Source organism: Streptomyces sp. NPDC026589, from assembly GCF_040638385.1.
Taxonomy (GTDB): domain Bacteria; phylum Actinomycetota; class Actinomycetes; order Streptomycetales; family Streptomycetaceae; genus Streptomyces.
Genome location: NZ_JBEZYG010000006.1, coordinates 194,787 through 217,048 on the forward strand (window position 1 = coordinate 194,787; position 22,262 = coordinate 217,048).

The 22,262-nt window shown below is 70.6% G+C and carries 22 protein-coding genes and 5 tRNA genes; 19 read left to right on the forward strand and 8 right to left on the reverse strand.

Annotated elements, in window-relative coordinates; all coding sequences use genetic code 11:
- Window positions 1-28 precede the first annotated feature (28 nt).
- Window positions 29-451 carry a roadblock/LC7 domain-containing protein gene (locus tag AB0F29_RS12795; protein WP_003966009.1) on the reverse strand — a complete coding sequence of 141 codons (423 nt, stop codon included), beginning with the start codon at window positions 449-451 and terminating at the stop codon, window positions 29-31.
- Entirely contained in the window at window positions 452-4,252 is a 3,801-nt protein-coding gene (locus tag AB0F29_RS12800) for a nitrate- and nitrite sensing domain-containing protein (protein ID WP_361870800.1), read from the reverse strand.
- Window positions 4,253-4,836: 584 nt separating this feature from the next.
- Between AB0F29_RS12800 and AB0F29_RS12805 the strand changes: the two genes are divergently transcribed.
- The 9 genes from AB0F29_RS12805 (at window position 4,837) to AB0F29_RS12845 (ending at window position 8,778) form a co-directional block, all read left to right on the forward strand.
- A complete protein-coding gene (locus AB0F29_RS12805) occupies window positions 4,837-5,019 on the forward strand; it encodes a hypothetical protein (protein ID WP_361326304.1) in 183 nt (60 codons plus the stop codon).
- A 94-nt stretch (window positions 5,020-5,113) separates the two neighbouring features.
- Window positions 5,114-5,899, forward strand: a complete 786-nt coding sequence (locus AB0F29_RS12810; protein ID WP_361870803.1) for a fumarylacetoacetate hydrolase family protein — start codon at window positions 5,114-5,116, stop codon at window positions 5,897-5,899.
- A complete protein-coding gene (gene gltX, locus AB0F29_RS12815; protein WP_361870805.1) occupies window positions 5,892-7,376 on the forward strand; it encodes a glutamate--tRNA ligase in 1,485 nt (494 codons plus the stop codon). Before AB0F29_RS12810 ends, gltX begins: the two co-directional genes overlap by 8 nt.
- Before the next feature lie 98 nt (window positions 7,377-7,474).
- Window positions 7,475-8,194 (forward strand): HAD family hydrolase, encoded by a 720-nt coding sequence (locus AB0F29_RS12820; protein WP_361870808.1) that lies wholly within the window; start codon window positions 7,475-7,477, stop codon window positions 8,192-8,194.
- An 89-nt stretch (window positions 8,195-8,283) separates the two neighbouring features.
- Window positions 8,284-8,355 (forward strand) — tRNA-Gln (locus AB0F29_RS12825).
- Window positions 8,356-8,393: 38 nt separating this feature from the next.
- A tRNA-Glu gene (locus AB0F29_RS12830) sits at window positions 8,394-8,466 on the forward strand.
- A 62-nt stretch (window positions 8,467-8,528) separates the two neighbouring features.
- Window positions 8,529-8,601 (forward strand) — tRNA-Glu (locus AB0F29_RS12835).
- 12 nt (window positions 8,602-8,613) lie between these two features.
- Window positions 8,614-8,685 (forward strand) — tRNA-Gln (locus tag AB0F29_RS12840).
- Between the two features lie 20 nt (window positions 8,686-8,705).
- Window positions 8,706-8,778 (forward strand) — tRNA-Glu (locus AB0F29_RS12845).
- Window positions 8,779-8,973: 195 nt separating this feature from the next.
- Here AB0F29_RS12845 and ndgR read toward each other — a convergent pair.
- On the reverse strand, window positions 8,974-9,690 hold the full coding sequence (gene ndgR, locus AB0F29_RS12850; protein ID WP_003966003.1) for an IclR family transcriptional regulator NdgR: 717 nt from the start codon (window positions 9,688-9,690) through the stop codon (window positions 8,974-8,976).
- A gap of 174 nt (window positions 9,691-9,864) precedes the next feature.
- On the opposite strand from ndgR, the gene leuC reads away from it, so the two are divergent.
- The 4 genes from leuC to AB0F29_RS12870 all read left to right on the forward strand — a co-directional run bounded on the left by leuC (window position 9,865) and on the right by AB0F29_RS12870 (window position 13,034).
- Window positions 9,865-11,292, forward strand: a complete 1,428-nt coding sequence (gene leuC, locus AB0F29_RS12855; RefSeq protein WP_361870811.1) for a 3-isopropylmalate dehydratase large subunit — start codon at window positions 9,865-9,867, stop codon at window positions 11,290-11,292.
- A 2-nt stretch (window positions 11,293-11,294) separates the two neighbouring features.
- Complete coding sequence (gene leuD, locus AB0F29_RS12860) at window positions 11,295-11,888, forward strand: 3-isopropylmalate dehydratase small subunit (RefSeq protein WP_361870812.1); 594 nt, start codon at window positions 11,295-11,297, stop codon at window positions 11,886-11,888.
- 104 nt (window positions 11,889-11,992) lie between these two features.
- Window positions 11,993-12,220: a hypothetical protein gene (locus AB0F29_RS12865; protein ID WP_361870814.1), complete on the forward strand. Its 228-nt coding sequence runs from the start codon at window positions 11,993-11,995 to the stop codon at window positions 12,218-12,220.
- Between the two features lie 142 nt (window positions 12,221-12,362).
- Window positions 12,363-13,034 carry an HU family DNA-binding protein gene (locus AB0F29_RS12870; protein WP_265599086.1) on the forward strand — a complete coding sequence of 224 codons (672 nt, stop codon included), beginning with the start codon at window positions 12,363-12,365 and terminating at the stop codon, window positions 13,032-13,034.
- A gap of 119 nt (window positions 13,035-13,153) precedes the next feature.
- Here AB0F29_RS12870 and AB0F29_RS12875 read toward each other — a convergent pair whose 3' ends face one another.
- Together AB0F29_RS12875 and cofC are read right to left on the reverse strand one after the other, a co-directional pair.
- Complete coding sequence (locus tag AB0F29_RS12875; protein WP_361870817.1) at window positions 13,154-13,357, reverse strand: hypothetical protein; 204 nt, start codon at window positions 13,355-13,357, stop codon at window positions 13,154-13,156.
- Between the two features lie 10 nt (window positions 13,358-13,367).
- A complete protein-coding gene (cofC, locus tag AB0F29_RS12880; RefSeq protein WP_361871148.1) occupies window positions 13,368-14,054 on the reverse strand; it encodes a 2-phospho-L-lactate guanylyltransferase in 687 nt (228 codons plus the stop codon).
- A gap of 147 nt (window positions 14,055-14,201) precedes the next feature.
- Here cofC and AB0F29_RS12885 point away from each other — a divergent pair, with 147 nt between their 5' ends.
- From AB0F29_RS12885 to AB0F29_RS12895, 3 genes are read left to right on the forward strand one after another with little or no spacing between them, the layout of a single operon-like run.
- Entirely contained in the window at window positions 14,202-14,954 is a 753-nt protein-coding gene (locus AB0F29_RS12885) for a lysophospholipid acyltransferase family protein (protein WP_361870819.1), read from the forward strand.
- On the forward strand, window positions 14,951-15,961 hold the full coding sequence (locus AB0F29_RS12890) for an NAD(P)H-dependent glycerol-3-phosphate dehydrogenase (protein WP_361870821.1): 1,011 nt from the start codon (window positions 14,951-14,953) through the stop codon (window positions 15,959-15,961). Before AB0F29_RS12885 ends, AB0F29_RS12890 begins: the two co-directional genes overlap by 4 nt.
- Before the next feature lie 34 nt (window positions 15,962-15,995).
- Window positions 15,996-17,171, forward strand: coding sequence for a D-alanine--D-alanine ligase family protein (locus AB0F29_RS12895; protein ID WP_361870824.1), 1,176 nt, complete (start codon window positions 15,996-15,998; stop codon window positions 17,169-17,171).
- Between the two features lie 15 nt (window positions 17,172-17,186).
- On the opposite strand, the gene AB0F29_RS12900 is transcribed toward AB0F29_RS12895, so the two are convergent.
- Window positions 17,187-17,675: a DUF3515 domain-containing protein gene (locus AB0F29_RS12900; RefSeq protein ID WP_361870826.1), complete on the reverse strand. Its 489-nt coding sequence runs from the start codon at window positions 17,673-17,675 to the stop codon at window positions 17,187-17,189.
- Window positions 17,676-17,695: 20 nt separating this feature from the next.
- A complete protein-coding gene (locus AB0F29_RS12905; protein WP_006127869.1) occupies window positions 17,696-17,929 on the reverse strand; it encodes an Lrp/AsnC ligand binding domain-containing protein in 234 nt (77 codons plus the stop codon).
- 219 nt (window positions 17,930-18,148) lie between these two features.
- On the opposite strand from AB0F29_RS12905, the gene AB0F29_RS12910 reads away from it, so the two are divergent.
- Window positions 18,149-19,129 carry a thiamine-phosphate kinase gene (locus AB0F29_RS12910; RefSeq protein WP_265599080.1) on the forward strand — a complete coding sequence of 327 codons (981 nt, stop codon included), beginning with the start codon at window positions 18,149-18,151 and terminating at the stop codon, window positions 19,127-19,129.
- Window positions 19,130-19,165: 36 nt separating this feature from the next.
- Window positions 19,166-19,987, forward strand: a complete 822-nt coding sequence (gene thiD / locus AB0F29_RS12915; protein WP_361870828.1) for a bifunctional hydroxymethylpyrimidine kinase/phosphomethylpyrimidine kinase — start codon at window positions 19,166-19,168, stop codon at window positions 19,985-19,987.
- An 85-nt stretch (window positions 19,988-20,072) separates the two neighbouring features.
- Here thiD and rpmB read toward each other — a convergent pair whose 3' ends face one another.
- Window positions 20,073-20,258, reverse strand: coding sequence for a 50S ribosomal protein L28 (rpmB, locus tag AB0F29_RS12920; protein ID WP_003965989.1), 186 nt, complete (start codon window positions 20,256-20,258; stop codon window positions 20,073-20,075).
- 256 nt (window positions 20,259-20,514) lie between these two features.
- Here rpmB and AB0F29_RS12925 point away from each other — a divergent pair, with 256 nt between their 5' ends.
- Window positions 20,515-22,224, forward strand: coding sequence for a DAK2 domain-containing protein (locus tag AB0F29_RS12925; protein WP_361870831.1), 1,710 nt, complete (start codon window positions 20,515-20,517; stop codon window positions 22,222-22,224).
- Window positions 22,225-22,262 lie beyond the last annotated feature (38 nt).

Here is a 22,262-nt window from a genome sequence, read left to right on the forward strand (position 1 = left end):
TCGTGTCGTGAATCCGCTGGATGGCCGCCTAGTGGAGCAGACTTCCTTGGAGTTCGGCGCGGAGGTCGGGCGTGAGGACGGTGCCCGCACGGTCGACCAGGAGGGCCATTTCGTACCCGACCAGACCGATGTCGGCGTCCGGGTGGGCCAGAACGGCCAGTGACGAACCGTCGGAGATGGACATGAGGAAGAGGAATCCCCTCTCCATCTCCACAACCGTCTGACTGACGGCGCCGCCCTCGAAGATCCGGGACGCACCCGCGGTCAGCGAGGTGAGACCCGACGCGACCGCCGCGAGCTGGTCGGCGCGGTCGCGCGGGAAACCTTCGGACATCGCCAGCAGCAGGCCATCCGCGGAGACCACCACCGTGTGGGAAACGCCTGGGGTGTTGTCCACGAAGTTGGTGATCAGCCAGTTCAGATTCTGCGCGGCCTGACTCATGGGGCTCAACTAACGCTCCTGCTGGTGAGTGGGGCCGAGATGGATACTGCCGGTCTGCGGGCCGTTGTTGGCCTGCCGACCCTGCTGGATGCCCCGGCGGAGATTGGTCAGACGACCGCGCACGTCATCGGGCGCGCGCGAAACCTGTGGTCCGGACTGGTGATTCTGCTGCTGTGCGGTCCCCGGAACCAAATTGGCGCGGGGAACACGGCGGGGCAGCCCGGAAGTGGTGACCCCGCCGGCGGCGGGCTTCTTGACCCGTTCGGCCTGGCGTACGAGCTCGTCGTTGGGCGAGGCCCGCCACGAGCTGGTGACCGAGGGGTCGGCCGCACCACGCCGAGGCATGGGCGGGACCGGCACATCGGAGGAGTCCGGAGCGGCCGGCGCCTGCGGTTCGGCGGGCGGCTGCTGGCCGCCCTGGCCCGGACCGTGGAACCAGTTCGTCTCCAGGGTGTCGTACAGCGGCGTACGGCCGTCCCCGGGACCGGCCGGCGGCAGGGCCTCCGGCTGCCGGGACTGCTGCGGCAGCGCGGGACGGTACGGCGGGGCCTCGCCCGCCGGGGAGACGGACGGCAGCGGCGCACCGAAGTCATCGCCCTCCGCGCCGCGCTGACGCGGCGCGGGCAGCTGCTGACCCTGGTCGTACTGCCCCTGGCCCAGCTGGTTCTGGTCCGGCTGCTGCGGGACACCGAAGTCGGGCCGCGCGAACTGCGCGGTGCTCGCCGGGTCCTGGCCCTGCGGAGCGCCCTGCGGATACGACCGGTCCTGGGGAGCCCCCGGCGCCGAGAAGTCGGGCCGGGCGAACTCGGAGGTGGCGCCGGGGCCCTGGCGGTCGTCCGACGGCCGCTGGTTCAGCGGGGCGTTGAACGACCGGTCCTGGCCGAGGTCCGCCGGACGGGCGAACTGCCCGGTCGCGTCGTGCTCCTCGTGACCGCGCGGCGTGTCCGCGCCCCAGCTGGGGGTCGTCGGCCGCTGCGGCTGCGGGTTGCCCCCGGGCAGCTCCGCACGCGGTCCACCGGGCGGCGGCAGCTGACGGCCGGGGCCACCGGACTGCTGGAAGCCGCCCTGGGCGGGGCCGCTCTGCTCCTGACGGCCCTGGGGCTGCGCTCCCGGGCCCTGCTGGTTCTGCTGGTTCGACTGGTTCTGCCAGCCGGACGGGTTCTGCTGGTTCGGCGGTGCGAACTGACCCGGGCGCCCGTTCTGCCCGGGGGAGGGCGGAGCGCCGTGCCCGAACAGGTTGGTCGCGTCACCCCGGCCCGGGGCCTCGCCCTGCGGGCCGCCCTGGCCGCCGCGGGCACCGAGCCGGGCGCTGTTGCCGAAGGCGCCGGAGAGGCCGCCGCCCTGGCGCTGGGGCGCCGGACCCTGACCGGGGAAGTCCTGGCCGGGTCCGCCGTTGTTCGGCTGGCCGCCGCCCTGAGGGCCCTGAGGACGGCCGGCACCGGTGTCCCGGGCCGGCAGCGCCGCCCGGGGGCCCGCGCCCGCGCCGACCTGGCCGCGCTGGGCGCCCGGTCCACCGCCGAGGCTCTTGGCGCCCGGACCGGCCGGTCCGCCGCCCAGGCCCGCGCGCTGACCGTTGCCGGCGCCGTTCCCATTGCCCGCGAGCAGACCGCCCGGGGCGCCGGGCTGCTGTCCGGGGCCCTGCTTGGACGGGGGCTGCTTGCCGCCGTGCGCGACGTCGACGGGCAGCATGACCAGTGCGGTCGTACCGCCGGAGTCGGAGGGGCGCAGCTGGATCCGGATGCCGTGACGCAGCGACAGCCGGCCGACCACGAACAGACCCATGCGGCGGGAGACGGAGACGTCCACGGTGGGCGGCTGCGCGAGCCGCTCGTTGATCGCGGCGAGGTCCTCGGGGGAGAGGCCGATGCCGGTGTCGTGGATCTCGACGAGCACACGGCCGTCGGGCAGCGCGTGGCCGGTGACCTTGACCTTCGTCTGCGGCGAGGAGAACGACGTCGCGTTCTCCAGCAGCTCGGCGAGCAGGTGCACGAGGTCGTTGACGACCCGGCCGGCGACCTCGGTGGCGGGCACCGCGGTCAGCTCGATGCGCTCGTACTGCTCCACCTCGGAGGCGGCGGCGCGGAGCACGTCGACCAGCGGGACGGGCCGGGTCCAACGGCGTCCCGGCTCCTCGCCCGCGAGGACGAGGAGGTTCTCGCCGTTACGGCGCATACGGGTCGCGAGGTGGTCGAGCTTGAAGAGCGAGGACAGCTGGTCCGGGTCGGCCTCGCGGGACTCCAGCTCGGAGATGAGCGAGAGCTGGCGCTGGATGAGGCCCTGGGAGCGGCGCGAGAGGTTGGTGAACATCGCGTTGACGTTGCCCCGGAGGAGGGCCTGCTCGGCGGCGAGGCGGACAGCCTCACGGTGCACGTCGTCGAAGGCCGCGGCCACCTGGCCGATCTCGTCCCGGGAGTGCACGCCGACGGACTCGACGGAGGTGTCGACGTCCTGCGGGTCGGTCTCGGAGAGCTGCTTGACGAGCTCGGGCAGCCGGTCCTGGGCGACCCGGGTGGCGGTGTCCTGCAGACGCCGCAGCGAACGGATCATGGAGCGGGCCACCACGAATGCGCCGACGAGCGAGACGCCGAGCACGATGAGGATGACCGCACCGTTGATGATCGCCTCGCGCTGGGAGGCCTGGCGCAGCTCGCGGGCCTTGGCCTCCATGTCGCTGAGGAGGGTGGCCTCGATCGTCTCCATGGCCTTGATCTTGATGGTGCTCTGGTCGTACCAGTCCAGGTACGACCGGACCTGCTTGCCCTCGATCCCGTTCGTGGTGGTCAGGATCCGCTTGGCGTACATGTTCCCGGCGTTGATCTCCGGGTTGCCGCTGTCCAGGGGCGCCATGAGCTCTTCGGCGCTCTGCCCGGTCGTCGAGTAGATCTGCTTGAACGAGGTGAGGGCGCGGGCTTCCTTGGCGAGCGCGTTCTCACCGAACTGCCGGTCGTTCGGGTTGAGGTGCGGCTCCTTGACCGACCCGCCCGGGAGCGCGGCGGCGATGACCGCGCGCTGGACCGAGGCGTACTCCTTGGCGGAGGAGAACGCCGCCAGGGCCCGGGTCCGCTTGATCATGTCCGGGTTGCTGGTCGCCTGAGCCATGTCCTGCGAAAGGCTCAGCAGCGAGGTGATCAGCTGGTTGTACTGGTCGATCGTGTTGAGACTCGGGGTGCCCTCGTCGTACGCCGTCTTGCGGATCGTGCGGATGGTGCCGAGCTGGGAGGCGATCGACCCGATGCTCGCGTGGATGCTCTCCAGCGACTCGTCGCCCTCGGTGTCGCCGATCGCGTCGGTCTCGCCGAGGAAGGCGTCCTTGGCCCGGTCGGTCTTGTCCCGGGGCCCGGTGACCTTGTAGTCGGTGGGCTTGGACTTGTTGGACAGCGGACCGGCCGACTGGTCGCGCTCCACCTGCAGCGCCTGGGCGAGCGAGGTCGCCTGCTTGGTCATCATGGTCAGCAGCTGCATGTGCTGCAGCTGCTGGCTGTCGTTCATGGACTCGTTGATCCGCAGACCGCCCAGGCTGGTCGCGGCGACCACGGGGAGGGCGAGGAGCGAGACCAGTCGCGTGCTGATGCGCCAGTTACGGAGCGCTATGCGCGAACCCGTGTCGACCGGGCCGCGCGGTTGTGCGGGCGTGTTCGGCTCCGCGCCGCCGCTCGTCGTGGAGCCCGAGCCCTGCGCGCGGTCGCTGTTGTCGCCGGCAGCGGCCGGCCCGGGGTTCTGGGCGTGCTGGGGCGAGGAACCGCGGTCGGTCCCGCCGCGCGGCTCCTGTTCCGCCGGAGCGCTGCCATCCCTCTTGAAACGTCCCTGCACTAGCGTCGCAACCTCTGGACCAGGCGTCCCGCCCGCGTGTGCGGACAAGAACGGTGTCGGCGTCGTGGGGCGCTGGACGCGCCCCATGGGTGGTCGTATGAGTGACCGGCGTACTTCCCCCTCCCGCCGCCACTCGGCGCTGCGTTGCGCCCCTGCGCGCCGGCCTGAAACCCGCGGCGGTGCGTGGAATTCCAGCACAGTGCAGGATCTCCAACAAGGGCCGTGTACCGGGCTGTGACCTGCGTGACACGTTGTGATGGGCGGGTGACAAGCGGTGGAGGGTGATCGTGGATAAAGCGGACCATTGCGGAGAATTCACCTAGGGGAGGGGGGTGTCCCAGACGCGATGATCAGGAGCGGAATGGTGGATTCAGTGATGCATTGTCCGTTTTGTGGATCAAGGTCAGCTGTCCGTAATAGGTCAATTGTCGATTAGTTCGTGAGCAAACTCACATGATGATCGTCGCCTCATCCCGGCTCCGGCGGGGAATCGGATGTTTAGCCTGACGCTTTACAGGGATGGCGAATCCGACAAGCCGGCGCCGCGACGAGCGACGCCCTCACCGACAGGGTCCTGACGGCAGATGAAGACGACGACGATGTTCCGCAACATTGCCAACCCCCGGCGCACCACGCTGGCGCACCTCAAGGACGCCGAAGCGCTGAGGACGCCCCCCCAGCCGGAGCACGCCGCCGACCTCCCGACCGTGACGGCCAACCCGCGCCGCACCATCCTGATGGAAGCCCCGGTCACGGCCGCCCAGTAGGGCCCCCGCAGTGCGCGCGGCTGTCCCCCCTCATCGGCGTTAGCCTGGAGCGTCAGTCTTCAGTCAGCCAGCAAGTGAGGGGCGACAGCATCCCGTGCGCATCGCCAGGTTCTCCATCGACGGCAATGTCGCCTTCGGCGCCGTCGAGGGGCAGGGCACCGTGGAATCCGGTGACCTCGTCCTCGACATCATCAAGGGCATTCCGTACGCCGACTTCGAGCTCTCGGGCACCAAGGTCCCGCTGAACAAGGTCCGGCTGCTGCCCCCCGTGCTCCCCAACAAGGTCGTGGCCATCGGCCGCAACTACGCGGAGCACGCCGCCGAACTCGGCCACGAGGTCCCCGACGCGCCGATCACCTTCTTCAAGCCCACCACCTCGGTGATCGGCTCCGGCGACGCGATCGAGTACCCCTCCTTCTCCAACGAGCTGCACCACGAGGCCGAGCTGGCCGTGGTCATCGGCCGTATGTGCCGCGAGGTCCCCCGCGAGCGGGTCAAGGACGTCATCCTCGGCTACACCTGCGCCAACGACGTCACCGCCCGTGATGTGCAGCAGCGCGAGAAGCAGTGGGCCCGCGCCAAGGGCTTCGACACCTCCTGCCCGCTGGGCCCCTGGGTGGAGACCGAGGTGGACCCCCACGACCTCACCATCCAGGCGACGGTCAACGGCGAGCAGCGACAGCTCGGCCGCACCAGCGACATGGTCCGCTCCATCGAGGACCTGATCGTCCACATCACGGAGGCCATGACGCTGCTCCCGGGCGACGTGATCCTCACGGGCACCCCCGCAGGGGTCGGCCCCCTGCACATCGGCGACGAGGTCGCCGTCACCATCGAAGGCATCGGCACTCTCACCAACAAGGTGATCAAGCGTGGCTAACGCACCAGCGGCACCAGTCCGCGTACGTTTCTGTCCCTCCCCGACCGGCAACCCGCACGTGGGCCTGGTCCGGACGGCGCTCTTCAACTGGGCCTTCGCCCGGCACCACCAGGGCACCCTGGTCTTCCGGATCGAGGACACCGACGCGGCGCGCGACTCGGAGGAGTCCTACCAGCAGCTGCTCGACTCGATGCGCTGGCTGGGCCTGGACTGGGACGAGGGCCCCGAGATCGGCGGCCCGCACGCCCCCTACCGCCAGTCGCAGCGGATGGACCTGTACAAGGACGTCGCCGAGAAGCTGCTCGCCGCCGGGTACGCCTACCCCTGCTACTGCACCACCGAGGAGCTGGACACCCGCCGCGACGCCGCCCGCGCCGCCGGGAAGCCGTCCGGTTACGACGGCCACTGCCGCGACCTCTCCGCCGGGCAGAAGAGCGCGTACGAGGCCGAGGGCCGCAGCTCGATCGTCCGCTTCCGGATGCCCGACGAGGCCATCACCTTCACCGACCTGGTCCGCGGCGACATCACCGTCCAGCCGGAGAACGTCCCGGACTACGGCATCGTCCGCGCCAACGGGGCCCCGCTCTACACGCTGGTCAACCCGGTCGACGACGCGCTGATGGAGATCACCCACGTCCTGCGCGGCGAGGACCTGCTCTCCTCCACCCCGCGCCAGATCGCCCTGTACCGGGCGCTCATCGAGCTGGGCATCGCCAAGGACACCCCCGCCTTCGGCCACCTGCCGTACGTCATGGGCGAGGGCAACAAGAAGCTCTCCAAGCGTGACCCGCAGGCCTCGCTCAACCTCTACCGCGAGCGCGGCTTCCTCCCCGAGGGGCTGCTGAACTACCTCTCGCTGCTGGGCTGGTCGATCGCCGAGGACCGCGACATCTTCTCGATGGACGAGCTGGTCGCCGCGTTCGACATCAAGGACGTCAACGCCAACCCGGCCCGCTTCGACCTCAAGAAGTGCGAGCACATCAACGCCGAGCACATCCGCATGCTGGATGTGAAGGCCTTCACCGAGGCCTGCGGCCCCTGGCTGCGGGCCCCCTTCGCCCCCTGGGCCCCGGAGGCGTTCGACGCGGAGAAGTGGACGCGGATCGCTCCGTACGCCCAGACCCGGGTCACGGTGCTCTCCGACATCACCGACAACGTCGACTTCCTCTTCCTCGACGAGCCGGTGGAGGACGAGGAGTCCTGGACCAAGGCGATGAAGGGCGACCCGGCGGCCCTGCTCACCACGGCCCGCGCCAACCTGGAAGCGGCCGACTGGAGCGACCCGGAGTCCCTGAAGAACGCTGTCCTCACCGCCGGCGAGGCCCACGGTCTCAAGCTCGGCAAGGCGCAGGCCCCGGTTCGCGTCGCCGTCACCGGCCGCACCGTCGGCCTGCCGCTCTTCGAGTCCTTGGAGATCCTGGGCCGCGACAGGAGCCTGGCCCGGGTGGACGCCGCGCTGGCGAAGCTGACCGTGTAAGCGACAGGTCACCCCGAGGAGGGCCGCAGCCGACCGGCTGCGGCCCTCCTCGGCCTTTTCGCCTCCTCGGCCGACCACCTGCGGCTACCGTGAGATCCATGCCGATCCGCGCCGTGCTCTGGGACATCGACGACACGATCTTCGACTACGCGCATGCCGACCGCACCGGTATGCGGCAGCACCTGGAGCGTGAGGGGCTGCCCGAGGCGTACGCCTCGGTGGAGGTGGCCCTCGACGCCTGGAAGGCGCTGAGCGTTCGGCACTGGACCCGGATGACCGCCGGTGAGACCGACTTCCGAGGACAGCGGCGGGACCGGGTGCGGGAGTTCCTCTCCCGCGATCTGGAGGATGCCGAGGCCGAGGCGTGGTTCGGCCGTCACGCCGCCCACTACGAGGCCGCCTGGGCGCTCTTCCCGGACGTCCTGCCGGTGCTCGACCTGCTGGCCCGTGACTACCGCCACGGAATCCTGTCCAACGCCAACACCGACCACCAGCAGCACAAGCTGACCGCGCTCGGCATCCGGGACCGCTTCGAAGCGATGGTCTGCGCGGTCGAGCTGGGGATCGCCAAGCCGGAGGCCGGCGCCTTCCACGCGGCCTGCGAGGCGCTCGCACTGGAGCCGCACGAGGTGGCGTACGTCGGCAACGAGCCCGACATCGACGCCGCCGGAGCCGTCGCCGCCGGGCTGACCGGTATCTGGCTCGACCGGCGAAGTAGCGGCGGGAGGCCGGATCTCGTGACGATCACCGGGCTCGACCAGCTCCCCGGTCTGCTGGCGGGCCATACCCGTTTTGGAGCGCCGGACACCTTCGGGTAATGTTCTTTCTGCGCCGCCCGAGCGGGCCGAAAAGATCCGGCCGGGAAGCGCAGACAGAGATGAAACCCTCACCAGGGGTTGCGTTTCAGTGGGCTATGGTGTAATTGGCAACACTACGGTTTCTGGTACCGTCATTCTAGGTTCGAGTCCTGGTAGCCCAGCGCAAGACCAAGCAGTACGAGCAAGATCAGCAGGACAAGCCCCCGTTGTGTAGCGGCCTAGCACGCTGCCCTCTCACGGCAGTAGCGCCGGTTCGAATCCGGTCGGGGGTACAGATCCTTCCCGCGAGAACATCATGGGTCGCACCCATCGCTCTCGATGCAGGATCGCTAGGGCCCCCGTTGTGTAGCGGCCTAGCACGCTGCCCTCTCACGGCAGTAGCGCCGGTTCGAATCCGGTCGGGGGTACTTGTCACACCATGGGCTATGGTGTAATTGGCAACACTACGGTTTCTGGTACCGTCATTCTAGGTTCGAGTCCTGGTAGCCCAGCGCAAGTCAGCAGTAATCACGCCCCCGTTGTGTAGCGGCCTAGCACGCTGCCCTCTCACGGCAGTAGCGCCGGTTCGAATCCGGTCGGGGGTACAACAGAGCGGTACAGGAAGGCCCTTCACTTCGGTGGAGGGCCTTCCGGCTTGTCCGGAGCGGGATGCCCCGTGCCAAGTCGCCCGCCCGGCACTGTAGTTGCGCCCTGTGGGGGAGCCCAGGAAAGGAAAAGGGCCGCCACGACGCTGGGGCGGCCTTCGGGAAGTTCGGTCACGAGGAAGTGGGTGTGCGGCGTCAGCCCGTGCGGCGCAGTGCCTCGCTCAGCCGTGCCGCCGAGTCGATGACCGCCTGGGCGTGCATCCGGCCGGGGTGGCGGGTCAGCCGCTCGATCGGCCCGGAGACCGAGACCGCGGCGACCACCCGGTTCGACGGGCCGCGCACCGGCGCCGAGACCGAGGCGACGCCCGGCTCCCGCTCGCCGATCGACTGGGCCCAGCCCCGCCGCCGTACGCCGGAGAGCGCCGTCGCCGTGAACCTGGCGCCCTGGAGCCCCCGGTGCAGACGCTCCGGCTCCTCCCAGGCCATCAGGATCTGGGCGGAGGAACCCGCCTTCATCGTGAGGGTCGAGCCGACCGGCACCGTGTCCCGGAGCCCGGACAGCCGTTCCGCCGCGGCCACGCAGATACGCATGTCGCCCTGCCGGCGGTAGAGCTGCGCGCTCTCGCCGGTGATGTCGCGCAGGTGGGTGAGCACCGGTCCGGCCGTGGCCAGCAGGCGGTCCTCGCCCGCCGCGGCTGCCAGTTCCGACAGCCGGGGGCCGAGAATGAACCGGCCCTGCATGTCCCTCGCCACCATCCGGTGGTGTTCCAGTGCCACGGCCAGCCGATGGGCCGTGGGCCGTGCGAGCCCGGTCGCCGCGACCAGCCCGGCGAGGGTGGCCGGACCGGACTCCAGGGCGCTCAATACCAGAGCTGCCTTGTCGAGAACGCCGACGCCGCTAGAGTTGTCCATACGACGATACTCCCGTCTCACTCTGTGAAACGCAAGTTCAATTTTCGGCGGAAGTTGCGAACCTGTACGGGCGGCCGCACAACGGCTCGTAGCCACCGCCCCGCACGGGGGTCAGGACGGAGGCGCACCGAATCTCTAGTTGGGCCGGCGAAGACGCCGGCCGGAGGGAAAGCGATGGGTAGGACACTCGCGGAGAAGGTCTGGGACGACCACGTCGTCCGACGCGCGGAGGGCGAGCCCGACCTCCTCTTCATCGATCTGCACCTGCTGCACGAGGTGACCAGCCCGCAGGCCTTCGACGGGCTGCGCAAGGCCGGACGTCCGGTGCGGCGCCTCGACCTCACCATCGCCACCGAGGACCACAACACCCCGACCCTCGACATCGACAAGCCGATCGCGGACCCGGTCTCGCGCATCCAGCTGGAGACCCTGCGCAAGAACTGCGCGGACTTCGGCGTCCGGCTGCACCCGCTGGGCGACGTCGAGCAGGGTGTGGTGCACGTGGTCGGCCCGCAGCTGGGGCTGACCCAGCCCGGCACCACCGTGGTCTGCGGCGACTCCCACACCTCCACGCACGGCGCGTTCGGCGCGCTGGCGTTCGGCATCGGCACCAGCCAGGTGGAGCACGTCCTCGCCACCCAGACGCTGCCGCTGGCCCGCCCGAAGACCATGGCCATCACGGTCGAGGGCGAACTGCCCGACGAGGTCACCGCGAAGGACCTGATCCTGGCGATCATCGCCCGGATCGGCACCGGCGGCGGCCAGGGCTACATCCTCGAATACCGCGGCTCCGCCATCGAGAAGCTCTCGATGGAGGCCAGGATGACCATCTGCAACATGTCGATCGAGGCCGGCGCCCGCGCGGGCATGATCGCCCCCGACGCCACCACCTTCGACTATCTCAAGGGCCGCGACCACGCCCCCGAGGGCGAGGACTGGGACGCCGCCGTCGCGTACTGGAAGACCCTGCGCTCCGACGACGACGTGGTGTTCGACGCCGAGGTCGTCATCAACGCCGCCGAACTGGCCCCGTTCGTCACCTGGGGCACCAACCCCGGCCAGGGCGCGCCCCTGTCGGCCAACGTCCCCGACCCGGCTTCGTACGAGGACGCCTCGGAGCGCCACGCCGCCGAAAAGGCCCTGGAGTACATGGGGTTGACCGCGGGACAGCCGCTGCGTGACATCAACGTCGACACGGTCTTCGTAGGTTCGTGCACCAACGGCCGGATCGAGGACCTGCGCAACGCGGCGTCGATCCTGGACGGCCGCAAAGTCGCGGACGGCGTACGGATGCTGGTCGTCCCCGGCTCGGTCAGGGTCGCGCTCCAGGCCGTCTCCGAGGGCCTGGACAAGGTCTTCACCGAGGCCGGCGCCGAATGGCGGCACGCGGGTTGTTCGATGTGTCTCGGCATGAACCCCGACCAGCTGGCCCCCGGCGAGCGCTCCGCCTCCACCTCGAACCGCAACTTCGAGGGACGGCAGGGCAAGGGTGGCCGTACCCACCTGGTCTCGCCCCAGGTCGCCGCCGCCACCGCCGTGCTGGGCCATCTGGCCTCGCCCGCCGACCTGTCCGACACCCGTACCCCCGCCGGAGTCCGATAGCCATGGAAGCATTCACCACGCACACCGGCCGGGCCGTTCCGCTGCGCCGCAGCAACGTCGACACCGACCAGATCATCCCCGCGCACTGGCTGAAGAAGGTCACCCGCGACGGGTTCGAGGACGGGCTCTTCGAAGCCTGGCGCAAGGACGAGAACTTCGTCCTCAACCGCCCCGAGCGCCAGGGCGCCTCGGTCCTGGTCGCCGGCCCCGACTTCGGTACGGGCTCCTCCCGCGAACACGCGGTCTGGGCCCTGCAGAACTACGGCTTCAAGGCCGTCGTCTCCTCCCGCTTCGCCGACATCTTCCGGGGCAACTCGCTGAAGAACGGGCTGCTCACCGTGGTTCTGGAGCAGGACGTCGTCGACGCGCTCTCGGAGCTGACGGAGGCCGACCCCACCGTCGAGGTGACCGTCGACCTGGAGGCGCGCCAGGTCCGCGCCGGGAGCATCACCGCCGACTTCGAACTCGACGAGAACGCCCGCTGGCGACTGCTCAACGGCCTCGACGACATCAGCCTCACCCTTCAGAACGAAGCGGACATCGCCGCGTACGAGGCGGCCAGGCCCGCCTTCAAGCCGCGTACCATTGCCGCCTGAGCAGCGCTTTTCCAGGACTGCGCCCCCTGCCTCCCGGCAGGGGGCGCAGTCGCTTGTTGAGACCCCGTCGGGCGACAACTCGCCCCAGATGGCACAATCGGTGCATGGAACGCGACAGCCAACTCAAGCTCTATGGCCAAGTCGCCGACCGATTGAAGGAAGCGCACGCGAAGGTGCGTGCACTGCAAGTCCCGGAGAGCGTACGGATGGCGCTGGCCCGGAAGCTGCTGGTCGTCACGGCCGCGGCGAAGCACGATCTCCCGGACGCGGCAAGGCGTCTGGACCGGATGATGAAGGACCTCGATGAGGGCCGATTCCCCGAAGGTGACTGACACGTGGAACTGCGCATCGGTCGACTTCGTTGCGGCACTAGGGTGATTAGCCCGTTTCGTGTTTGATTTGCGGTATATATCTGCCTAACGTGCGAAAAAGCTTGAACACTTTCGTTCTGGCAATGTCTCCGAAGGGGAAGACGTGAACAAGGCGCAGCTCGTAGAAGCGATTGCCGACAAGGTCGGCGGCCGTCAGCAGGCCGCAGACGCTGTCGACGCGGTACTCGACGCGATCGTCCGTGCCGTTGTGGCCGGGGACCGTGTCTCGGTCACCGGCTTCGGCTCGTTCGAGAAGGTCGACCGCCCCGCCCGGTACGCCCGCAACCCGCAGACGGGTGAGCGCGTCCGGGTCAAGAAGACCTCGGTGCCCCGCTTCCGCGCGGGCCAGGGTTTCAAGGACCTGGTGAGCGGCTCGAAGAAGCTCCCCAAGAACGACGTGGCCGTCAAGAAGGCCCCCAAGGGCAGCCTCTCGGGCGGCTCCTCCGCCGCCCGTACGACGGTGAAGGCCGCCGCCGCCAAGAAGTCGGCCGCCAAGAAGGCCACCGCGAAGAAGACCACCGCCAAGAAGGCGACTCCGGCGAAGACCACCGCCGCAGCCAAGAAGGTCACCGCGAAGAAGACCACCGCGACGGCCAAGAAGGCCTCCGCGGCAGCCAAGAAGGCGACTCCGGCGAAGAAGGCCGCGACGACCGCCAAGAAGGCCTCGCCCAGCAAGACCGCGCCCGCCAAGAAGACCACGGCGAAGAAGGCGCCCGCGAAGAAGACCACGGCGCGCACGACCACGGCCAAGAAGGCCACCGCACGCAAGAAGTGAGACCGGGCACCCGCTCGCTCATCACAACGCGCCGGGCCGGGCTCCCCTCCGGGGGAGCCCGGCCCGCGGGCTTTGCGGGCCCCGTTCGGCCCAGCGGTCCCGCTCCGGTCGGGGCGGGGTCAGAACGTCTGCAGCGTCACCAGCGTGATCCGCAGGTCCGCTCCCACACCCTCGCCCTCGATCCGCACCCGCTGCCCCGGACGCAGCAGCAGCAGACCGCCCGCGTCGAAGGCCGGGGCGTCGAAGTCCACCGGGGTGCCGTCGTCCAGCAGCACGCTGCCGCTGCGGGTCTCGGGGTCGTACGTGTACGAGGTCGCCTGCATGGGCGGCAGCCTATCGGTCACCGGACGGGGCGGCAGCGGCCGTGATCCGCGCTGTGTGCGGCCCCACCCCCAGGGCCAGGGCGACCCGCAGATCCTCGCCCGTATCCACGTCCCGGCGCACCGAGTCGACGCCGGACAGCGCTATTTCCGCCGCCCCCGACGCCAGGTGCCGGGCCCCGGACGGACCGCCGAAAGCCGGACGGAATTCCGCACCGCCCGCGGCGGCCAGAAATGTCGTTCCGATTCCCGCCGCGTCCCGGAGAAAAGCGCTGGGAAAAGCGGAAGCAAAATCGAGCACCCGCGCCAATTCTTCGGTGCGCAGTGCCGGCAGATCCGCGTTGAGCGCGGCCACCGGGGAGGCGGGCCGCAGGGCCCGCACGGAGCGTGCGCCGTGCGCGAGCGCGGCGTTGAGCCCGGCCCCCGGAGTGTCCGGCACGATGCGCGCCCCGAGCGCGGAAAGAGCCGCCGCGGCCACGGCGTCGTCCGTGACGACCACCACATCCCGCACCAGGGGACAGGCCAGCGCCGCGGCCACCGTGTCCTGGGCGAACGCCAGGGCCAGCCGGGGCCGCGCGGCATCGCCCGCCGCTTGCCCCAGGCGGCTCTTGGCCCGTGCGAGCGGCTTCAGCGGAACGACCAGGGACCAGGGCCCGGCCGGATCGGTGTTCGTGGCGATCTCCCCCTCCGTACGCGTCAGCACTTATTCTCGCCTGCCGGTACGACAACCTGGAGGTCCGCTACCGAACGTGAGGCGTACGGTGTTCTCGACAGAGCAGGGGCCTGGGGCGAGACTTGACCCTCGGTAGCCAGGCCGCACGTCGAAATCCCTAAGGAAGGTGTCCGAGTGCCCCGCCGCAGAATCGGCTTCTGGTACCGCCTGGCGGCGGTCATCGCCAAGCCGCCATTGGTGGTTCTGTTCAAGCGCGACTGGCGGGGGATGGAACACATTCCGGCCGACGGCGGATTCATCACCGCCGTCAATCACAACTCCTATCTTGACCCGCTCTCCTACGGCCACTTCCAGTACAACACCGGGCGGGTGCCGCGGCTCCTGGCGAAGGCCGCCCTCTTCCGCACCCCGTTCGTCGGGATGATGCTGCGCGGCACCGGCCAGATCCCCGTCTACCGCGAGACCACCAACGCCCTGGACGCCTTCCGGGCCGCCGTCGACGCCATCGAGCGCGGCGAGTGCGTCGCCTTCTACCCCGAAGGCACCCTCACCCGCGACCCCGACATGTGGCCGATGGCCGGCAAGACCGGGGCCGCCCGGGTCGCCCTGATGACCAAGGCGCCCGTCATCCCCGTCGCCCAGTGGGGCGCCAACCTCGCGATGCCGCCCTACGCCAAGGAGAACAAGTTCCGGCTGTTCCCCCGCAAGACGCTCCAGGTGCAGGCCGGGCCGCCCGTCGACCTCAGCCGCTTCCACGGTCTGGAGCCGACCCCCGAGGTGCTCCGCGAGGTGACCGAGGTCATCATGGCGGCGGTCACCCGCGAGCTGGAGGACCTGCGCGGCGAGAAAGCGCCCGCCGAGCTCTACGATCACCGCAAAGCCCGTGCTGAACAACGGCGCAGGGCCCAGGGAAAGGGACCCACGTGACGCACCCCGTAAAAGCAGCCGTCTTCGGAACCGGCTCATGGGGTACGGCCTTCGCCGTGATCCTCGCCGACGCGGGCTGCGAGGTCACCCTCTGGGGGCGCCGCGCCGAGGTCGCCGAGACCATCAACACCACCCGCACCAACCCGGGCTACCTCCCGGGCATCGCGCTCCCCGACTCCATCCGCGCCACCACCGACGCCGCCGAGGCCCTGCGCGGCGCGGAGTTCGCGTTCCTCGTCGTGCCCTCCCAGACGCTGCGCGCCAACCTCGCCGACTGGGCCCCGCACCTGGAGCCGGAGACCGTCCTGGTCTCCCTGATGAAGGGCGTCGAGCTGGGCACCGCCGAGCTGATGAGCGAGGTGATCGCGGACGTCACCAAGGTCTCCGCCGACCGCATCGCGGTCGTGTCGGGACCCAACCTGGCCAAGGAGATCGCCGAGCGACGCCCCGCAGCGGCCGTCGTAGCGTGCGCCGACGAGTCCGTCGCCCAGCGTCTCCAGGCCGCCTGCCACACCTCGTACTTCCGGCCGTACACCAACACCGACGTGGTCGGCTGCGAGCTCGGCGGCGCCGTGAAGAACGTCATCGGCCTCGCCGTCGGCATCGCGGACGGCATGGGCCTCGGCGACAACACGAAGGGCTCCCTCATCACCCGGGGCCTCGCCGAGACCACCCGACTGGGCCTGGCCATGGGCGCGGACCCGTTGACGTTCTCCGGACTCGCGGGCCTGGGCGACCTGGTGGCCACCTGCTCCTCGCCGCTCTCGCGCAACCACACCTTCGGCACCAACCTCGGCCGCGGCATGACGCTCCAGGAGACGATCGCCGTCACCAAGCAGACCGCCGAGGGCGTCAAGTCCTGCGAATCGGTCCTCGACCTGGCCCGTAGGCACGGGGTCGACATGCCCATCACCGAGACCGTCGTCTCGATCGTCCACGAAGGCAAGTCCCCGGTCGTCGCCGTCAAGGAGCTGATGTCGCGGAGCGCCAAGGCCGAGCGACGCTGACGTCTCCCTTACCAGCAGGTACGCTCATCGCGATATGAGCAGCGAGAACCTCCCCCAGAGCCCTGAGCGCGCCGAGAGCCCTGTGCCGCAGCGCCGCAAGCCCCGCGTGGCTGTCGTGTTCGGCGGCCGCAGCTCCGAACACGGCATCTCGGTCGTCACGGCCGGCGCCGTCATGAAGGCCATCGACCGGACCAAGTACGACATCCTGCCGATCGGCATCACGACGGACGGCCGCTGGGCGCTCACCGCCGACGAGCCCGAACGCATGGCCATCACCGACCGCCAGGTTCCCGACGTGGACCGGCTCACCGAGTCCGCCGAGGGCAGCGTCGTGCTCTCCGTGGACCCCGGCAGCCGTGAGGTCCTCTACAGCGAACCCGGCTCCGTGCCCAAGGCGCTGGGCGAGGTCGACGTCGTCTTCCCCGTGCTGCACGGCCCGTACGGGGAGGACGGCACCCTCCAGGGGCTTCTCGAACTCTCCGGTGTGCCCTACGTCGGCGCGGGTGTTCTCGCCTCCGCCGTCGGCCAGGACAAGGAGTACATGAAGCGCGTCTTCCTCTCCTTCGGGCTGCCGGTCGGACCGTACGAGGTCGTGCGCCCCCGCGAGTGGGACAACGACCCCGCCGCCGCCCGTAAGCGGATCGTGGACTTCGCCGGCGAGCACGGCTGGCCGCTGTTCATCAAGCCCGCCCGCGGCGGCTCCTCGATGGGCATCACCAAGGTCGACGCCCTCACCGGACTCGACGAGGCGATCGAGGAGGCCCGCCGCCACGACCCGAAGTTCCTCGTCGAGTCGCTGCTGCGCGGCCGCGAGATCGAGTGCGGGGTGCTGGAGTTCGAGGACGGCCCGCGCGCCAGCGTGCCCGCCGAGATCCCGCCGGTCACCGCACACGACTTCTACGACTTCGAGGCCAAGTACATCGACTCGGCCGCCGGGCTCGTGCCCGCACCGCTCACCGAGGAGCAGACCGCCGAGGTCCAGCGGCTCGCCGTCGCCGCCTTCGACGCCGTCTCCTGCGAGGGCCTGGTGCGCGCCGACTTCTTCCTCACCGAGGACGGCTCCTTCGTCATCAACGAGATCAACACCCTGCCGGGCTTCACCCCGATCTCCATGTACCCGCGCATGTGGCAGGAGAGCGGCGTCAGCTACCCGGAGCTCGTCGACCGGCTGATCCAGGCCGCGTTGAGCCGCTCCACCGGACTGCGCTGACGAAGCCGGCGGCCTTCAGAACTTGCTCGGTACCGTCTTGGAGACCGGGCCGGCGAACGCGGCCAGCGGCGTGATGTCGTGGGCGTACGTCGAGTCCAGCGTGACCTCGACGTACGCCTTGCGGTACGTGGTGGTGAACCGCGGACCGGAGCCCTCGGGCTCCTCCAGCATCCACCCCACGCCGTCCGCCTCGACGCCCTGTGACTGGAGGTCGTCCATCTTGGCGGGCCGGGGGACCCCGCAGCGCAGTACGATCGCCCCGTCCCCCCAGCCGGCGGTCAGCTCCGAATCCGGGGAGGGATCGCTGCGTTCCAGTTCGAGGACGGTCTTCGGCAGTTCCTCGTGCAGGGCCTCGCAGTACGCCGCGGCCTTGGAGGACGGCGTGGGAACCGTGATCGAGGGCCCAGCGTCGCTGAGAGAACAGCCCGCCGCGGCCAGCACGAGCACGGCAGCGGACGGACCGAGGAATATCGAGCGGGGGGAACGGCGGGCGGATGACGTCACCGGCCCAGCCTAGACGGGGGTCAGAGGTGGACGACCGGGCAGGTCAGGGTTCGCGTGATGCCGTCCACCTGCTGCACCTTGGCGACCACCATGCGGCCGAGTTCGTCGACCGTGTCTGCTTGGGCCCGCACGATCACGTCGTACGGACCGGTGACGTCCTCTGCCTGGATGACTCCCGGGATCTTGGAAATGGTCTCGGCGACGATCGACGCCTTGCCCACTTCGGTCTGGATGAGGATGTACGCCTGTACCACGGAACCTCCAGGGCGGCCACGAGGATCATGTGGGGGAAAGGGACGCCACGTTATCGCGTTGCCACGGGCCACGGGGAGACCTACGGGCCGGATGGCGTCCACAGCGTGGCGTACAGGGCGCAGAAGTTGACGTATCTCTTGACGGTACCGACAGCACAGACGGCTCGCGACCGGGGGCCCGGACGGGTGTCCGGGGCGATAAAGGAGAGGTGAGACTCGGTGAAGGGAACCGTGGGCGAGTTGGGGGAGTTCGGGCTCATCAGAGAGCTCACGTCCCGACTCACCACCACTCCGGCGGTACGGCTGGGGCCCGGCGACGACGCCGCGGTCGTGGCCGCGCCCGACCGCAGGGTCGTGGCCAGTACGGACATCCTGCTGGAAGGCCGGCACTTCCGGCGTGACTGGTCGACGGCGTACGACGTCGGCCGCAAGGCCGCCGCCCAGAACCTCGCCGACATCGCGGCCATGGGCGCCGTGCCCACCGCGCTGCTCCTCGGCCTCGTCGTCCCCGCCGACCTCCCCGTCACCTGGGCCGCCGAGCTGATGGACGGGCTGCGCGACGAGTGTCAGGTTGCGGGCGCCGCCGTGGTCGGCGGCGATGTGGTCGGCGGTGACACGATCACCGTCGCGATCACCGCCCTCGGCGACCTGCGCAACCACGAGCCGGTCACCCGGGGCGGTGCCCGCCCCGGCGACGTCGTCGCGGTCACCGGCTGGCTCGGCTGGTCCGCCGCCGGGTACGCCGTGCTCTCCCGCGGCTTCCGCTCGCCCCGCGCCTTCGTCGAGGCCCACCGCCGTCCCGAACCGCCGTACCACGCGGGCCCCGCGGCCGCCGGGCTCGGCGCCACCGCGATGACCGACGTCAGCGACGGCCTCGTCGCGGACCTCGGACACATCGCGGAGTCCAGCAAGGTCCGCATCGACCTGCGTTCCGGCCTCATCGACATCCCCTCGCAGATGTCCGACATCGGCCAGGCCGTCGGCGTCGACCCGCTCCAGTGGGTGCTGACCGGGGGAGAGGACCACGCGATCGTGGCGACCTTCCCGCCGGACGTGAAACTGCCCGCGCGCTGGAAGGTGATCGGCGAGGTCCTCAACCCCTCCGCCCTGCCCCAGGTCACCGTCGACGGCGCGCCCTGGACCAGCAAGGGCGGCTGGGACCACTTCGGCTCCATCGAGGACACCCCGCCCCGCGCGTGAGCCGGGGACCCGCGCGCGGGGATTAGATTGCTGCGTATGCCCATACGTACCGCTGTACCGCCCCGTGTGCTCACCGTCGCCGGATCCGACTCCGGCGGCGGTGCGGGGATCCAGGCCGATCTGAAGACGATGCTCGCGCTCGGCGTGCACGGCATGAGCGTGCTCACCGCCGTCACCGCACAGAACTCCCTCGGCGTCCAGGGCGCGTGGGAGCTTCCGGTGGACGCCGTACGCGCCCAGTACCGCAGCGTCGTCGACGACATCGGTGTCCAGGCCGTGAAGACCGGAATGCTCTCCTCCACCGCCCTCGTGGAGACCGTCGCCGAACTCCTCGCCACGACCGACGCGCCCGTCGTCGTCGACCCGGTCGGCGTCTCCAAGCACGGCGACGCGCTGCTCGCCGCCGAAGCCCTCGATTCCGTACGGACGAAGCTGCTGCCCGTCGCCACCGTCGCCACCCCGAACCTCGACGAAGTGGCCCAGCTCACCGGGGTCACGGTCACCGACGAGAGCGGGATGCGCCGGGCCGCCGACGAGATCCTCGCCTTCGGACCGCGCTGGGTCGTGATCAAGGGCGGCCACCTGCCCGGTGAGGCGGTGGACCTGCTCACCGACGGGAGCGCGGAACACTGGCTGCGCGCCCCCCGGCACGACAACCGCCACACCCACGGCACCGGCTGCACCCTGGCCTCGGCCATCGCCTCCGGGCTCGCGCTCGGGAAGGACGTGCCCACGGCGGTACGGGACGCGAAGACGTACGTCACCGGCGCGATCGAGGCCGGTTTCCCGCTCGGCGGCGGCATCGGCCCCGTCGACCACGGCTGGCGGACCCGCCCGGCCGCCGATCCGGCTTCCTGATCAGCCCCTGAGCACAGCAAAAAGCCGGTCCACCGAGGTGGACCGGCTTTTTGGGCAACCGGCAGGCTGCGCTACGACGGGGACGTCAGCGCGCGACCTTGCCGGCCTTGATGCACGAGGTGCAGACGTTGAGCCGCTTCGGCGTCCGACCGACCACGGCACGCACGCGCTGGATGTTGGGATTCCAGCGACGGGACGTACGGCGGTGCGAGTGCGAAATGCTGTTGCCGAAGCTCGGCCCCTTGCCGCAAACGTCGCAGTTGGCAGCCACGGGTCACTCCAAAGACTTCAGATGCACTTACAGTGAAATCCGGCGCGCCGGAATCATTTGACTGAAGTGGCGGTACCGGAGGAATGGCCCGACTCTCATCGGGCAACCGGAGCAGCATACAACGACTGCTTCGGAGATACGAAACTACCACGGGTCGGTCCCCCGCCCCGCCCGCCCCCTGTCCGGGCCGGAACCCCGGCAGGCGGGCTAACCTGCGGTGCAGTCCGTCGCCACGGCCGATCGAGGAGGACCATCGGTGCCGCAGCTCCCCGACGATCTGAACGCCGTCGCGGTGCGCACGTGGTGCTCACTGGCCCTGGAGGCCCTGGGCCGGGAGCGCGCGGAGATCGACGCGATCAACGTCTATCCCATCGCCGACGGGGACACCGGCACCAATCTCTATCTGACCGTCGAGTCCGCCCACGCGGCCGTCGAAGCGGTGTTCGCCGCGCACGAGACCGGAGCCACCGCGCCCGCCACCGCCGACGCCGTACGCGCCATGGCGCACGGCGCCCTGATCGGCGCCCGCGGGAACTCCGGCACCATCCTGGCCCAGCTGCTGCGCGGCATGGCCGGGGTGCTTGCCGACGGCGGTGACGCGGCTCACCTGCGCCTCGCCCTCACCCGGGCCGCCGACGCCGCCCGCCGGGCCGTCGCCCACCCCGTCGAGGGCACCGTGCTCACCGTCGCCACCGCTGCCGCCGAGGCCGCCGCGGGCGAGGATCCGGACCTGTGCGCCGTCGTGCACGCCGCGTACGGCGGAGCGCGCGCGGCCCTCGCGAAGACGCCCGAGCAGCTCGCCGTCCTCGGCCGGGCGGGTGTGGTCGACGCCGGGGGCCGGGGACTGGTCGCGGTCCTGGGCGCGCTGGTGGAGACCGTGACCGGGCAGGCTCCGGCACGGGGGCCCCGCACCGGGCCGGGGAGGACGCCCGCGCCCGTGGACGGCGGCTCCGTGGTGGGCCTGCCGGTGGGCGGCACGCCGGTGGAGGGAGGCACTCCCGTAGGACCTTCGGGGGCCGGCCCGCTGGACTGTCCCGAGAACAGGGGCGCCGGGCCCGCGTTCGAGGTGATCTACCTCCTGGAGGCCCGTGACGAGCAGGTAACCCGGCTGCGCACCCGCCTCGACGCGCTGGGCGACTCCCTGGTCGTGGTGGGCGGCGACGGGCTCTGGCACGTCCACGTCCACGTCGACGACGCCGGGGCGGCCGTGGAGGCGGGCGTCGAGGCCGGGCGGCCGTACCGCATCCGGATCACCCACTTCGCCACCGAGAGCGGCCACGACCTCCGCGTCCAGGCCGAGCCCACCCAGCGCGCCGTCGTCGTCGTGGTCCCCGGCGACGGACTGGCCGGGCTCTGCACCGAGGCCGGCGCCACCACCGTGATCGCCCGCCCCGGCGAACCGCCCGCCAGCGGCGAACTGGTCGACGCCATCCGCCGCGCCCACGCCCGTGAGGTGGTGCTGCTGCCCAACGACGCGACCCTGCGCCACACCGCCGCCGCGGCCGCCGAACAGGCCAGGACCGAGGGGGTCCGGGTCGCCCTCGTCCCCACCCGGGCCGCCGTCCAGGGCATCGCCGCCCTCGCCGTCCACGAGCCCGACCGGGGCTTCGACGAGGACGTGGTCGCCATGACCGCCGCCGCCGGCGCCACCCGCTACGCCGAACTGGCCGTCGCGGAGCGCCAGTCGTGGACCATGGCCGGGGTCTGCCAGGCCGGGGACATCCTCGGCCTGATCGACGGCGACGTGGCCGTGATCGGCGCCGACGTCCCGGCCACCGCCCGCACCGTCCTCGACCGGATGCTGGCGGCGGGCGGCGAGCTGGTCACCCTCGTCCTCGGCGAGGACGTCCCCGACTCGCTGGCCGACGCGCTGGAGGAACACGTGCGCGAGGGCTACCTCGCCGTGGACACCGTCGTCTACCGGGGCGGGCACCAGCGCGCCCCCCTGCTGATCGGCGTCGAGTAGCCGGGAATCCGCGGCACGGTCGCGCCCGGCGGACAGCT